The organism is Nonlabens sp., from assembly GCF_018401815.1.
Lineage (GTDB): Bacteria > Bacteroidota > Bacteroidia > Flavobacteriales > Flavobacteriaceae > Nonlabens.
This window is the reverse complement of the sequence record NZ_JAGYKG010000005.1, coordinates 12,035-27,468: the sequence shown is the minus strand read 5'-3', so window position 1 is coordinate 27,468 and position 15,434 is coordinate 12,035. Positions and strand designations below refer to the sequence as shown.

General features: G+C 38.1%; 10 protein-coding genes and 1 pseudogene. 9 read left to right on the top strand and 2 right to left on the bottom strand.

Annotated elements, in window-relative coordinates; genetic code table 11:
- Positions 1-501 precede the first annotated feature (501 nt).
- The 5 genes and pseudogenes from dnaK to KG732_RS10195 all read left to right on the top strand — a co-directional run bounded on the left by dnaK (position 502) and on the right by KG732_RS10195 (position 6,872).
- Positions 502-2,409 carry a molecular chaperone DnaK gene (gene dnaK, locus KG732_RS10210; protein WP_213523248.1) on the top strand — a complete coding sequence of 636 codons (1,908 nt, stop codon included), beginning with the start codon at positions 502-504 and terminating at the stop codon, positions 2,407-2,409.
- A 227-nt stretch (positions 2,410-2,636) separates the two neighbouring features.
- A pseudogene (locus tag KG732_RS13115) lies at positions 2,637-3,014 on the top strand (DUF6122 family protein).
- A gap of 624 nt (positions 3,015-3,638) precedes the next feature.
- The gene (locus tag KG732_RS10205; RefSeq protein ID WP_292891203.1) at positions 3,639-4,538 is read left to right on the top strand and encodes an aldo/keto reductase family oxidoreductase; all 900 of its coding nucleotides are present in this window, start codon (positions 3,639-3,641) and stop codon (positions 4,536-4,538) included.
- 226 nt (positions 4,539-4,764) lie between these two features.
- Positions 4,765-6,597, top strand: coding sequence for an ABC transporter ATP-binding protein (locus KG732_RS10200; RefSeq protein ID WP_213523246.1), 1,833 nt, complete (start codon positions 4,765-4,767; stop codon positions 6,595-6,597).
- 74 nt (positions 6,598-6,671) lie between these two features.
- Positions 6,672-6,872: a hypothetical protein gene (locus KG732_RS10195; RefSeq protein ID WP_213523243.1), complete on the top strand. Its 201-nt coding sequence runs from the start codon at positions 6,672-6,674 to the stop codon at positions 6,870-6,872.
- Positions 6,873-7,220: 348 nt separating this feature from the next.
- On the opposite strand, the gene lon is transcribed toward KG732_RS10195, so the two are convergent.
- Positions 7,221-9,674: an endopeptidase La gene (lon, locus tag KG732_RS10190; RefSeq protein WP_213523740.1), complete on the bottom strand. Its 2,454-nt coding sequence runs from the start codon at positions 9,672-9,674 to the stop codon at positions 7,221-7,223.
- 272 nt (positions 9,675-9,946) lie between these two features.
- Here lon and KG732_RS10185 point away from each other — a divergent pair, with 272 nt between their 5' ends.
- The 4 genes from KG732_RS10185 to KG732_RS10170 are packed head-to-tail and all read left to right on the top strand — an operon-like array spanning position 9,947 to position 12,968.
- Entirely contained in the window at positions 9,947-10,495 is a 549-nt protein-coding gene (locus KG732_RS10185; protein WP_367271504.1) for an RNA polymerase sigma factor, read from the top strand.
- Positions 10,492-11,100 (top strand): hypothetical protein, encoded by a 609-nt coding sequence (locus KG732_RS10180; protein WP_213523241.1) that lies wholly within the window; start codon positions 10,492-10,494, stop codon positions 11,098-11,100. Before KG732_RS10185 ends, KG732_RS10180 begins: the two co-directional genes overlap by 4 nt.
- Positions 11,084-12,181, top strand: coding sequence for a hypothetical protein (locus KG732_RS10175; RefSeq protein ID WP_213523239.1), 1,098 nt, complete (start codon positions 11,084-11,086; stop codon positions 12,179-12,181). The genes KG732_RS10180 and KG732_RS10175 overlap by 17 nt, the downstream gene beginning before the upstream one ends.
- Positions 12,182-12,239: 58 nt before the next feature.
- Positions 12,240-12,968 carry a head GIN domain-containing protein gene (locus tag KG732_RS10170; RefSeq protein ID WP_213523237.1) on the top strand — a complete coding sequence of 243 codons (729 nt, stop codon included), beginning with the start codon at positions 12,240-12,242 and terminating at the stop codon, positions 12,966-12,968.
- A 79-nt stretch (positions 12,969-13,047) separates the two neighbouring features.
- Here KG732_RS10170 and katG read toward each other — a convergent pair whose 3' ends face one another.
- Positions 13,048-15,294, bottom strand: a complete 2,247-nt coding sequence (gene katG, locus KG732_RS10165) for a catalase/peroxidase HPI (RefSeq protein ID WP_213523235.1) — start codon at positions 15,292-15,294, stop codon at positions 13,048-13,050.
- Between the last annotated feature and the right edge of the window lie 140 nt (positions 15,295-15,434).

Here is a 15,434-nt window from a genome sequence, read left to right as displayed (position 1 = left end):
GCCGATAGAAAATAAAAGTATGCTAGCTGATTTTTAGAATGCTTGTCATCAAATCTGATCGTTTAAAATAGGTTCAGGTCCTGTTACAGATGGGAAAGAACTGGCGCATGCTATTTCCCATAATTCGATAAATCTCAGCAAAAGAGGTGTTAGTAGTATTCTTTGCGGGCTTTTCTCCTCTCTAGAAATACAACATAGAGAAAACCAACTCGATTCACTTTTGAGATAGCTCTTAGTAATTCCGTTAGGCAGAGGAACTACCCGATATTTCAAATGCAGCTTGCTATCAGCCTGACTGTTGTTAGTTAAGAGGAAAACACACTAAATTCTTTGTCTTGATCTCGCTTTCGCGAAAGCGAAACCTTTATAAAGGAGTTGAACGACACCACTATCATGAGATAGTGACAGTCAAAATGACATCATGTCATTAGAATTGTCATGGCACAAACATTGACTTAACGAGGATGTAAATAAATCGAATCTTAATTAAAATAATTTATAATGAGTAAAATAATAGGAATAGACTTAGGTACGACTAACAGTTGTGTTTCAGTAATGGAAGGAAGCGAGCCTGTAGTAATACCTAACGCAGAAGGAAAAAGAACTACCCCATCTGTTATCGCCTTTGTAGAGGGTGGTGAGATTAAGGTAGGTGATCCTGCAAAAAGACAAGCGGTAACCAACCCAACAAAAACAGTTGCTTCTATCAAGCGTTTTATGGGTAACAAATATAGCGAGTCTACTAATGAAGCTGGACGTGTACCTTATAAAGTAGTAAAGGGAGATAATGATACCCCACGTGTTGATATCGATGGGCGCCTTTATACGCCACAGGAATTAAGCGCGATGATTCTTCAAAAAATGAAGAAAACCGCTGAAGATTATTTAGGATACGAAGTAACTGGAGCCGTAATTACGGTACCGGCTTATTTTAACGATTCTCAACGTCAAGCGACTAAGGAAGCTGGTGAGATCGCAGGTCTTAAAGTAGAACGTATTATCAATGAGCCTACTGCTGCAGCACTGGCTTACGGATTAGACAAAAAAGATACCGATCAGAAAATCGTAGTATTTGATTTTGGTGGTGGAACACATGATGTTTCTATCCTAGAATTAGGTGACGGAGTTTTTGAAGTACTTTCAACTGATGGTGATACTCACTTAGGTGGTGATGACGTAGATCAAAAAATCATCGACTGGTTAGCTGATGAGTTTAAGGCTGCTGAAGATATCGATCTTAGAAAAGATCCTATGGCTTTACAACGTCTTAAAGAAGCTGCAGAAAAAGCTAAAATTGAGCTTTCTTCAAGTGCACAAACAGAAATCAACTTGCCTTACGTAACTGCAACAGCCAGTGGCCCTAAGCACCTTGTAAAAACATTGACCAAGTCTGCTTTTGAAAAATTAATCGCCGACTTAGTAAAAAGAACGATCGCTCCATGTGAAACGGCATTGAAAAACGCAGGTCTTTCTACTGGAGACATTGATGAGATCATTCTCGTTGGTGGGTCTACTCGTATTCCTGCGGTACAGGAAGCTGTTGAGAAATTCTTCGGTAAGAAACCATCAAAAGGAGTCAACCCTGATGAAGTAGTTGCTGTAGGTGCTGCTATTCAAGGTGGTGTATTAACAGGTGATGTAAAAGACGTTCTTTTATTAGATGTTACTCCACTTTCTTTAGGTATTGAAACTATGGGTGGTGTGATGACTAAATTAATTGAGTCCAACACAACGATCCCAACTAAAAAGTCTCAAGTATTCTCTACGGCTGCAGATAATCAACCAAGTGTTGAGATTCATGTAATCCAAGGGGAGCGAGCTATGGCAAATGATAACAAGACCATAGGTAGGTTCCACTTATCAGATATTCCGCCAGCAAGAAGAGGTACACCACAAATTGAGGTAACCTTTGATATTGATGCTAACGGTATCATCAAAGTAAGTGCTGAAGATAAAGCAACTGGAAAGAAACAAGATATTCGTATTGAAGCTTCTTCTGGACTTAGCGAGGAAGAAATTGAAAAAATGAAGCAAGATGCTACTGCAAATGCTGATGCTGATAAAAAAGCTAAAGAAACTGCAGATAAGTTAAACGCAGCAGATCAGATGATTTTCCAAACAGAGCAACAGCTAGAAGAATTTGGCGATAAATTACCTGCTGATAAAAAAGCTCCTATTGAAGAAGCACTTAATGAATTGAAAGCTGCTTATGAGTCTAAAGACATAGCAGTTATTGATCCAGCACTTGAAAAATTAAATAAGGTTTGGACCGCTGCAAGTGAAGAAATGTACAAAGCACAAGCTGACGGTCAAGGTGGACAACCTGGTCCAGATGCTGGGGCTAATGCTTCTGACGACTCAGACGCTACAAGTGACGTAGAAGACGTAGACTTTGAAGAAGTAAAATAAATTTTAGTACCGTTAAATAGGGTACATCAAGAAAGACTCTGATTCAGTTCAGGGTCTTTTTTTTGTTTTACTATGGTATTCTGTAGCTTTTTTCAATAAATACTGACTAGAAATAAGTTCTAAAAAAATCTTGTAAAAAACATTCAGCTGCCTTAAAAACAACATACTATCCACCAAGAATAACAGTAATTTAGCTCTTTAAATAAAAAACAAGTTCGTTAAGCTTTATGCAAACAGTTCTCCATTATTTTTTACACCTGGTTTTCCCGTTGGCGATCGCGTGGGTGTTTTTTAATAACGAATGGAAGAACGCCTACTTGCTTTTACTTCTTACGATGCTGGTGGACCTGGACCACCTTCTCGCCTCTCCTATATTTGATCCTAACCGTTGAAGTATCAATTTCCACCCGTTACATTCCTACTATGCCATGGTTTTTTATGTGGGACTCTTGTTTTTACGTAAGCCGTTTCGGATTTTAGGAATCGGACTCCTTTTACATATGTTAACAGATCTAGTAGACTGTTTGCTGACTCACCAAAATTGCAAAGACTGTTTGGCAACTTCTCCGCTATCAAGTGTACTCCAAGTTATTTTTATTTGGTAGTGTTTTTCGCTTTCATTTGAGAACATCATAGTGACTCAACATATTTTTGCAATCACCATGCTTATTTTACCTGAATAACGCGTTTACAAAAAGAACAACAGAACCTTATATTACAAAACTGTATTCAATCCACAAGTGCATTCCTACTCGAGAGTATGTTTAGTCTTATTCCTCCTGTATTTCGCACAAGTTCAATTCCTTTAAAAAATATAAAGAAATCAATAAGAAATTAAAAATTAACTGAATTAAACTAGAAAAATATTGACGAATAACAAACAAAAACGAAGAGGAACCTAATCGGTTTATAGATAATTTCTTGCAACACCATTAAAAAGGGACTTTTCATCTTCACTATCGTTCACAACCAACGTAAAGATCGGTCTATTGAATAAGACAGCAGCTTTTCTGAAAAATATGAACCATTCATGAATTGAACATGCTGCGGATAAGCGCCATGAACACCAATAGAAGCCAGATTGAGAAGTTAGAAGAATGACCAATGCTCCCATTATTCATACAAGCTGATGATTTGAAGCGGTATTCCACCTTAAAACAACCTAGAATTAATTCAACATAGTGTGGAGCGTTAAATTAAAAATGAATGGTAACTTTGGTCCTATGGAAATGAAAACAAAACTTGTATCCCATTTAGAAATATCAAGATTGGTATTGGGAATATGGCGCTTGATCGACTGGAATAAAACGCATCAAGAATTACTCTCTTTTATCAAGGAGTCGGTAGAAATAGGGGTCACCACTTTTGATCATGCTGATATTTATGGAAATCACGAATGTGAAGCTGCTTTTGGAAAAGTGACAAAAAATAACAGCTTATTACGCGACCAAATGCAACTGGTTACTAAATGCGGCATCAAACTCAATACCAATAAATTTCCAGAGCGCAAGTTGAAGTATTACGATTACAGCGCCTCATATATTATATCTCAAGTTGAGCAATCCCTAAAAAACCTGCAAACCGATTATATAGATGTGTTGTTATTGCACCGACCATCACCATTTTTTAATCCTGAAGAAGTAGCCAAAGCCTTTGATCAATTAAAGTCTAGTGGGAAGGTAAATCATTTTGGGGTTTCTAATTTCCTTCCATTGCAATTGGAGTCCTTACAAGCCTTTGTTGAAGAACCACTAGTCACGAACCAAATCGAGATCTCTGCTTACTCTTTAGAGCATTTTGAAAACCAAAACCTAGATTACCTGATCTCCAAAAAAATACGCCCTATGGCTTGGTCGCCACTTGCTGGTGGGGAACTTCTAACTCCCAAAACCGAGAAAGGAACTAGACTGATTCAAGCCGTAGAAGCTGTAGCACAAGAACTGGGGGTAACCCAAACAGAGCAGATCCTCTATCAATGGTTATTAATGCATCCTTCTGGCATCATTCCCATTTTGGGGACTGGTAAAATCGAGCGTATTAAAACAGCTGTTGACTCCTTAAATATCCAGATGTCATTAGCGCACTGGTTTCAGATTTATAATGCTTCGACGGGTAAAGAATTGCCTTAGGAAGAGTTTCAAAAAACCTATAAACTAAATGAGTATTGGTTTATAAATGATGCTACAGCAAACCGTTGTTGTTTTTGAATACGCACACTTGACAACTAGCTTTCATTCTCTTTCCGCTGCTCTATGGTATTCTAATAAAAGAGGTTGTTAAAAGTCCGCTTTCGCGAAAGCGAGAACGCCATAAAACAATCCCTTGTATCGTACCTTTGACTTCTAAACAAAAAATGTGGCAAGAGTTCCAGCATCCATAAAAGAACAGAGTAAAAAGGGAACGACATTCTCTTTTAGCGCCTTAAAAACCTTACCTAGATTCTTTAAGGAAATTTGGCGTGTGAGTCCCAAGCTTTTTGTGACCAACTTTATCGCAAGACTGCTTACTGCACTAAGTCCTGTTATATTGTTATGGGTAGGAAAATTGATCATTGATGAGGTTATTTTACAAATCTCACTAGATGAAAAAAACCTTAATCAAATCTGGACCTATGTTGCAATCGAATTAAGTGTTGCGGTGATAGCCGATTTGTTAAATAGATTGATCAACCTTACCGATGGATTGATCGGAGACTTATATTCCAATGCCTCTTCAGAAAGAATCATTAGGAAAACAAACGAACTGACTTTAGAGCAATTAGAAGATCCTGATTTTTATGATAAGCTGGAACGCGCTAGACAGCAAACCAGTGGTCGAGTAGGATTGATGAGTGCTTCCTTAAGCCAGATTCAAAGTATTATTTCTATAGGATCTTTAATCGCAGGTTTGATCTATTTTGAACCTTTATTGATCATCCTTTTGGTATTGAGTATTATACCTTCCTTTATCAATGAAGCAAAATTCAGCTCCCACCGGTATTCTGTAGCTCGCAGCTGGACCGCCGAGCGTCGTGAACTGGATTATTTACGTTTTATAGGAGCTAATAATCAAACGGCAAAAGAAGTCAAACTTTTTGGCCTAACGGATTACATCGCCTTGCGGTTTAAAAAGCTGTCAGGTGATTATTACGAAATCAATAAAAAGCTTTCCATAAAGCAAAGCTTGTACGGTTCCTTGTTTAATATTTTAGGAATATTGTCCTATTATGGCGCTTACATCCTTATCATTTTTAAAGTGATTTCGGGGACGCTTTCTATAGGAGAATTGACCTTTTTATCTGGATCATTTAACCGGTTGCGAAATAACCTTCAAGGCTTCTTTTCCAGGTTTACAGACATTTCTGAAAGTTCGCTTTATTTAAGGGATTACTTTGATTTTTTAGATATACAGGTCACAGATCAGGAAGCTTCTACGACTCCACTTCCTGAAAGTATTCAAGAAGGATTTGAACTTAAAAATGTGCATTTTGGTTATGCAGGTAGTGACACGGATGTACTGAAAGGAGTTAGTTTTAAGATCAACGCTGGAGAAAAAATAGCTTTTGTAGGTCAGAATGGTGCAGGAAAAACTACCTTAATCAAATTGATCTTGCGCTTTTATGAACCTACACAAGGAGAAATATTACTCGACGGAATCAATATTGCGCAGTTTGACAAACAAGAGTACAGAAAACGTTTTGGTGTTATTTTCCAAGACTTCTTTAAGTATGAGTTTAGCCTGCGAGAGAACATAGCCGTAGGAAATATAGACGAACTTACTAATGATAGGATGATCAATGATGCTGCACAACGCAGCCTGGCAGATCAAGTTGTTGCCGTAATGAAAGACGGTATCGATCAACAGTTAGGAAGACGCTTTGCAAAGGGTCAAGAATTGAGCGGTGGACAATGGCAAAAAGTTGCTTTGGCTCGTGCCTATATGAAAGATGCTGATGTTATCGTGCTCGACGAGCCTACCAGTGCATTAGACGCACAGGCCGAATACGATGTTTTTGAACGTTTTATTGGGCTTACCAAAGGGAAAACCAGTATTATTATCTCACACCGATTCTCCACTGTACGTATGGCAGATCGTATTTTAGTTCTCGAAGAAGGTCGAGTGGCTGAAATAGGTACCCATGAAGAACTTATGGCTACTCCAAAGCTGTATGAACAACTATTTAACTTACAAGCTGCTGGTTATCAATAACTAGTTATTTGTTAAAGAACCGCTTTAAAAATGTTACAAAAATCAATTTATAACATAGATTTCATTCCAATAAAATGAACAACACACTCCTAATATTAGTTGAAATTGCAAGCAGTCCCTATGCCAATTCTCAAAACTTGCCCCTCTTTGGTGGTGCGGGTTATACCGAATATTTAGGATGTATGGACTGTTCTAAATTGGATAGCAAGTCATCTGGAAGGCTTTTGGAGGTTACGGCAGCAGTTTTAGCAAGACTTCCGTATGGAACCATTTAAATAATTATGGAGACCCTAACAATCCCCTGTCACCATGGAACAAGGTTTCAAACAAGATACCAAAAATTATAGATGATGCTGGGAAATTCCAAGGCTATTTAACAGCAAACCTCTCGTTAAAAGAGCGTTCTAACTCCAGACTAACAACAGAACCGACTAGGAATTATAAAGATATTTCCAGAGATTCAGGGAAATGGTATAAGAAACTGGTGGTGGATTATAGATAAGATGTAAATAGATTTTTTAGGAAAAACTTAGGATGAACTAATGCGTTTTTAAAGCTTAATGATGTAAAAAAAAGGTCGAAAAATACTTCTCGACCTTTTATTGTTTTATTAGTTATTAGAACTACAATTTCTTGGCATTCTTCACCTTTTGCTTGGTAAGTGCCAGCTCCAGCACATTGCTCATATCACTGACATAATGGAAGGTCAAGCCTTTAATGTAATCAGCCTTTATTTCTTCTATATCTCTACGGTTTTGCTCACAAAGCAAGATCTCTTTAATTCTAGCTCGTTTTGCTGCAAGAATTTTTTCTTTGATACCACCTACGGGAAGTACTTTACCTCTTAGTGTGATTTCTCCTGTCATCGCTAGACTTTTTTTGACTTTACGTTGTGTAAACAAAGAAACTAATGAAGTTAACATGCTTACTCCAGCACTAGGTCCGTCTTTAGGAGTGGCTCCTTCAGGCACGTGAATATGGACGTTGTATTTTTCAAAAACCGAACTGTCTATCCCCAAATCTTCGGCGTTTGATTTGATGTATTCCATTGCTATAGTAGCGCTTTCTTTCATCACTTTACCGAGATTACCCGTTATGGTAAGATTCCCTTTTCCTTTTGAAAGAATGGATTCAATAAATAGAATATCACCGCCTACTTGAGTCCATGCCAGTCCTGTAACTACACCAGCAACCTCATTATTCTCATACTTATCACGTTCCATTCGAGGCGATCCCAATACGTGAATAACTGTATCGTTGGTCACTTTAAGGTCGTAATCTTCTTCCATAGCTATACTTTTAGCAGCATAGCGCACCATTTTTGCAATTTGCTTGTCTAGAGATCGCACACCGCTTTCACGGGTATAGCCTTCCACAATTTTTTCAATCTGTGGTTTTGCAATTTTAAGTTGAATTTTGTCAAGTCCGTGTTCCTTTAATTGCTTAGGAAGTAAGTGTTGTTTTCCTATCTCTACTTTTTCTTCTATGGTATAACCCGTAACATTTATAATCTCCATTCGGTCACGCAATGCAGGTTGTATGGTGTTTAAACTATTACTTGTGGCAATAAACATTACTTTACTTAAGTCAAATCCCATTTCTAAGAAGTTGTCATAAAAGGAATTGTTTTGCTCTGGATCTAGAACTTCCAGCATCGCACTAGAAGGATCTCCATTATGAGAATTGCTCAATTTATCAATCTCATCCAGTACAAAAACAGGATTTGAAGTTTTAGCTTTTTTAATGCTTTGTAAAATACGTCCAGGCATCGCTCCAATATAGGTTTTACGGTGACCGCGTATTTCTGCTTCATCTCGTAAACCTCCCAAGGAAACACGAACGTACTGTCGTCCTAAGGCCTCTGCTATAGATTTACCCAGAGAGGTTTTACCCACCCCAGGAGGTCCATATAAACAAAGTATAGGCGACTTCATGTCGTTGCGCAATTTCAACACGGCAAGGTATTCAATGATGCGTTTCTTTACATCGTCTAGACCGTAATGGTCCCGATCTAAAATTTTCATCGCGCGTTTTAAGTCAAAATTGTCCTTTGAAAATTCATTCCAGGGAAGGTCAAGAATTAAGTCTAAATAATTACGCTGTATAGAATACTCTGCTACTTGTGGATTCATACGTTGCAACTTTGATAATTCTTTATCAAAATGCTCCTTTACGTTATCGTCCCATTTCTTTTTCTTAGCACGCTGCCGCATCTCATCCACTTCTTGATGGGAAGAGACTCCGCCTCCCAATTCGTCTTGAATGGTCTTCATTTGCTGATGCAAGTAATACTCTCTTTGTTGTTTATTGATATCCGTCTGTACTTTGGACTGAATATCATTTTTAAGGGCTAGTTTTTGTCGTTCTATATTCATAAAACGCAAGGTTTCTAGCGCACGCTCTTTTAAATCATTGATTTCAAGTACCTTTTGCTTTTCCTCTACCTTCAAATTCATGTTAGAAGAGACGAAATTGACTAAAAAGGAATCGGACTCAATGTTTTTAATAGCAAAAGATGCCTCACTCGGAATATTGGGACTTTCTTTAATAATTTCTAGAGCTAGTTCCTTTATTTTGTCAATAATAACCTTGAATTCAGGATCTTCTTTTACAGGTCGTACATCAGGAATTTCCTTAGCAACAGCGGTGATAAAGGGGTGTTCTGTTACCATTTCACCCATTTCAAAGCGCTTTTTACCTTGAATAATTACAGTCGTATTGCCATCAGGCATTTTAAAAGTCTTTAATATTTTCGCAACTACTCCGGTGCGATGCAGGTCTTCTAACGACGGCTCTTCCACATCTTCATTCTTTTGAGCTACCACCCCTATAGCATTACCCTTTTTATTGGCATCTTGCAATAATTTAATAGAACGATCGCGACCTGCGGTAATAGGAATTACAACACCTGGAAACAATACCATGTTGCGTAATGGTAAAATAGCTAAAGTTTCTGGTACGTTTTCGTTATTCATTTCTTCCTCATCCTCGCTACTTAATAAAGGGATGAATTCTGCATCTTGATCAAATTCTTGGAGTGACAAGTTGTCTATTGAAAATTTATTTGGTTTGAACATATCTTTTTCAGTCGCCATATTGTCATATTGACTATTGGCTTTTATTTTTAATAATTATTTTCTGCTTGGGTCATGCTGGTATTTCGCTTTCGCGAAAGCTAAATTTACCTACATAATAAACACATTATCAAACTACTAAATAGTATTTTAGGTTATTGTAAAATAGCATCCTGCAGATTCCATTAGGAACATCAACCATAATTTTCAAATTCCTTGCCATGACGTGTAACATACTGGAATAAATTGCATCTTTAAAGCGTAACACTGACCAAGTGACTTTAACAATAACTGAAATAGAACTTTATAAAGGCTGTGAACAAGGCAATCGCAAGGCACAAATGCGTGTCTATGATCAATATGCTAAGGGAATGTACCACGTCGCCTTAAGGATCGTAAAAGACAGCGCTCAAGCCGAAGATATTATGCAAGATAGCATGATCACTGCTTTTGCTAAGATGTCACAATGGAACCGTGAAGCAACCTTTGGCTGCTGGTTAAAAAGAATTGTTGTCAACAATAGTCTGACACACTTAAAGAAAGAAAAGAAAATGCTTAAAGTAGCATATGATGATGTCGCTTACGAGATGGAACAGCAAACAGAGGTGCAGATCGATATGGAAGCTGCTGGAATGACTGCAAAAAAAGTACTCCAAGTAATGAAGTTACTAAAAGATAATTACCAACAAGTGTTAACCCTAAGCCTTATTGAAGGTATGGATAATGAGGAAATATGTGAGATTATGGGATTGTCAAATGCTATGTGCCGAACCACAATATCGAGAGCAAAAGAAAGCCTCAGAAATAAAATGCAACTGATATGAAAAAGGACATGAAAGAATGGTTTGCAGAACAAGATTTTAATACAGAATCATTGCCTAGCGGCCACCGAAATAGATTTTTAGAAAAGCTGGAAGCAGCTGGTGAAGAAGAAGAGCATCCAGAAAGTGATGTGGTCCTTATGGAACAACTCCCTCTAGATAAAACAAAGAAAGATACCAAGGCGATCCCAATGAACTCTTGGTTCAAATGGTCCCTAGTTGCTGGACTGGCTGTTTTATTAGGATTTGCAGGAATGCGCCTGGCGCCAACTAAAACGGTAGATAATGGACTTTCCAGTGTGTCACCAGAAATGGCACAAGCACAAGACTTTTTTACAACAACTATACAAGAAGAGTTAAAAAAGCTGAACAAAGAACAAACCCCAGATACAGAGCGCATTATCGCCGACACCAAAACGGCTTTGAATAAATTAGAATCGGATTACCAGTCCATCAAAGTAGATTTTAAAATAAACAACGATAGTAAAGCGGTTATCGCTGCGATGATTCAAAATTTTCAAAATAGAATCGATTTACTAGAAACTGCTTTGGAGCAAATAGAACAACTGAAAAATTTTAAAGAACAAGAAGATGAAACATTTATATAAACTAAGTATCCTGCTGTTTTTACTTCCAGCATTGCTTGTAGCCGGTCCTGAAGACGGGAAATATACCAAGTCCAAAAAAATTAGTAAAACTTTTAACGTCAACAAAAATTGTCTGGTAGCTATTCAAAACGAATTCGGAAGTGTGAGCATTACGACCTGGGATTCTCCTACCGTATCTATTGATATTACTGTTGAAGTAAGTGGTAATAATGAAGATCGCGTTATCAATCAGCTCAAAGAAATAGATGTGAATTTTGAAGCTAGTGCTTCTAAGGTAAGCGCTGTAACTGATGCTGATCACCGTTCTAACAATAGTGGCGGTTTATGGAACTTATTATTTGGAAGCGATTCCAACCGAAGTTCTAATATGAAAATAGATTACATCATTAAGATGCCAGTTACTGCTTCACTAGATTTAAGTAACGATTATGGCGCGGTGAGTCTAGATAGATTAAAAGGCCGTGCTACAATCACCTGTGACTTTGGAAGACTGGACATAGGACAACTCCTAGCAGAAAATAATGATCTTAAATTTGATTATACGAATAACTCACACATAGATTATATGAAGTCTGGAAACATACAAGCAGATTTTAGTGGCTTCGAACTTTACGGAGCAGAAAAAGTAACGTATGAAGGTGATTATACCAAAGCTACCTTTCACGATGTCAAAGTTCTGGATTTTAATGGAGACTTTTCTACTTTACAAATAGATGAGTTGATCGAACTAGTGGGCCGTGGAGACTATACTACCATAAAAATAGGAAACATCAGCAAGCTTTTGAATTTGAATACAGACTTCGGATCCATCAGTGTAGAAGAGCTGGGACGTGATTTTAAGGAAGTCACTATCAAATCAGAATACACAGGAATAAAAATCAACTATCATCCAGAGGCCTCCTTTAGGTTTGATATTGACACAGAATATTCCAGTATCCAACTCTCTGATGACCTAAAAGTTACGAGTTCTGAAAGTGACAACACAGACAAGCAAAAATCTGGCTATTATGGTCCTAAAAGCAGTACCGCAGTAATCAATATAAGATCCAGCTTCGGCCGTGTGAGTCTAAAGAAAAATTAAAAAATCACTAGGTTGAAAACCCCAGGCTAATTAAAAAAAACTTAAAAATAACACTATCATGAAACAAATTCTCCTACTTCTTATAGCCATTTTAGGAACCCATACTGCAAACGCCCAATGGTGGAGTAGTAATAAACGCATCGATGGAAATGGCAAGGTCATCACTAAAGTATTTAATACGTCTGATTATGACAAAATCTCGGGCCGAAACAGTATTAACATTGTCCTCGTAGAAGGTAAAGAAGGAACGATAACTGTTGAAGCAGAATCTAATATTATGCAACACCTAGAGGTCGAAGTAAAAGGAGACCGACTAGAAATAGGAATTGAGGATGGTTACAACATCAATACCCGTAAAGGAATTCAAATTAGGGTGGCAGTTGAACGTATCAGTAATTTAAGTATGGCTGGAAGTGGAGATATTACAAGCACTATGAAACTCAAGTCTAGAACTATGACTATTTCTGTAGCTGGAAGCGGTGATATTGCTGTAGAAGTAGAAGCAGAAAAACTTCGGGTAAGCATTGCGGGAAGTGGTGATGTGAAATTGAGCGGTCGCACAGAGTATCTGGATGCAAGTGTAGCTGGAAGTGGTGATATTTCTGCCTATAATCTTAAGGCAAATAATGTAGATGCATCCATAGCCGGTAGTGGTGATGTTTCTGTTTATTGCAACGGTGGAGAACTTCAAGCCTCCATTATAGGTTCTGGAGATTTAAGATATAAAGGAACAACAAGCAATGTGAAAAAGAACATTATCGGTAGTGGTGATATTACCAAAATGTAGCTCATCGTATGAGGTAAAAAAAGAGTTCCCCAAATCAAAAAAAAGATTTGGGGAACTTTTTTTAAAAAAATAAGGGTATTTACTTTAAATCAAAACGATCTAAGTTCATCACTTTATTCCATGCAGCGGCAAAGTCTTTTACCATTTTTTCTTTACCATCATTACTGGCGTAGACTTCGGCAATAGCTCTTAATTCTGTATTAGAACCAAAAATAAGGTCTACACGTGTACCGGTCCATTTTAACTCTCCTGTATTGCGATTACGTCCTTCAAAAAGCAACTCAGCACTTGACTTTGCTTTCCAAGTGGTACTCAGGTCCAAGACATTGATAAAATAGTCGTTTGTTAAAGCCCCTGGAGTCTTTGTAAATACACCGTAGTCAGAGTGATCATAGTTGGTATTCATCGCCCTTAACCCTCCTATAAGAACAGTCATTTCAGGAACTGAAAGGCTTAAAAGATTTGCTTTATCCACCAATAAATCTTCTCCGGCTGCCTTTTGCTCGTTGCCTAAAAAGTTTCTAAATCCATCTGCACGAGGCTCCAAGTAACTAAAGGATTCCACATCTGTTTGTTCTTGTGTGGCATCACCTCTTCCTGGATGAAATGGAATAGTAATATCCTGTCCAGCATCTTTTGCTGCTTTTTCAACAGCGGCATTTCCACCTAAAACTATAAGGTCGGCCATAGAAACTCGTTGATCTCCTATTTGAGCTTTGTTGAAATCAGCTTGCACTTTAGTCAGCACATCAAGTACCTTGTGTAATTGTTTAGGATTATTTGCCTCCCATTCATTTTGAGGTGCTAGTCTTATACGACTTCCATTTGCACCACCACGCTTGTCACTGTCTCTATAAGTGGATGCACTAGCCCAAGCTACAGAAACCAATTCTTGCACCGATAAACCAGACTCTAAAATTTGGAATTTTAAATGAACTGCGTCCTTGTCTTCTATTAATGTATGAGTGACAGCAGGAATAGGGTCTTGCCATAATTCTTCTTTTTCAGGCACGTCTGCACCTAAATATCTAGAAGCTGGCCCCATATCTCGGTGTGTTAGTTTGAACCATGCTTTTGCAAAAGCATCTTCAAATTCTTGCTGATTTTCTCTAAAATGCTTAGAAATTCTTAAGTATTCTGGATCGGTCTTCAAAGCAATATCTGCTGTGGACATCATTAAATTTTGACGCTTTGAAGGATCCCCTGCCTTCGGAGCTTGATCGGCATTAGAAGCTGCAGTAGGTTTCCATTGGTGGGCACCTGCTGGGCTTTTAGTAAGTTCCCAATCGTAATCTAGTAATACTCTAAAATAATCGTGATCCCATTGATCTGGATGAGGGGTCCATGCGCCTTCTAAACCGCTGGTAATGGTGTCATCACCTACCCCGCTTTTAAAGGAATTTTTCCAACCTTTACTCATTTCTTCTATAGGAGCTCCTGCTGGCTCTGGTCCCACAAATTCGTCTGGATTTGCTGCTCCATGAGCTTTTCCAAAGGTATGACCACCAGCAACTAAGGCCACTGTTTCATAATCATTCATTGCCATACGGCCAAATGTTTCTCTAATGTCATGTGCACTTCCCATCGGGTCAGGTTGACCGTTAGGACCTTCTGGATTCACATAAATCAATCCCATATGAGCGGCACCTAGAATTCCTTCTAACTCACCGTTTTCATACCTGTCATCATTTCCTAACCATTTGGTCTCGCTACCCCAGTAAATATCCTGCTCTGGCTCCCAAGAATCTACTCTTCCTCCTGCAAAACCAAGCTTTTTTAATCCCATAGATTCCATGGCTACATTACCTGCAAGTATCATAAGGTCTGCCCAAGAAATAGATTTACCATATTTCTGTTTGATAGGCCATAACAGCAATCGTGCTTTATCTAGGTTTCCATTATCTGGCCAACTATTCAAGGGTGCAAATCGTTGATTTCCAACACTAGCACCTCCTCGACCGTCTCCCACTCTATAAGTTCCAGCGCTATGCCAAGCCATTCTAATAAAAAAACCTCCATAATGTCCGTAATCGGCTGGCCACCAATCCTGAGAATCAGTCATCAAATGAGTTAAATCATTTCGCAAAGTGTTCATGTCCAAACTATTAAAAGCCTTTACATAATCAAAATCAGGATCCATCGGATCTGACTTTGGTGCATTTTGGCGTAGAACGTTAAGTCGTAGTTGATTAGGCCACCAATCGTTATTTTTAGTTCCTTGTCCTGCAGCGTTACGGGAAGGGTCCCCCATAAAAGGGCATTTTGCCGCAGCATCAGACTGATTGATATCCCATACTGGAGTTTTATTAGCGTCTTTGGTATCCATTAAATCATCTTTTATAGTTTGTTATAGCTCTAAAGTTAAACAAAATAACGCATTGATGCTACTTTCTTAATTTTATATAATTACAATAGAATAGTTAAAATCTATTCTATTACTTTTAATTATGTATTATGTCTATATGA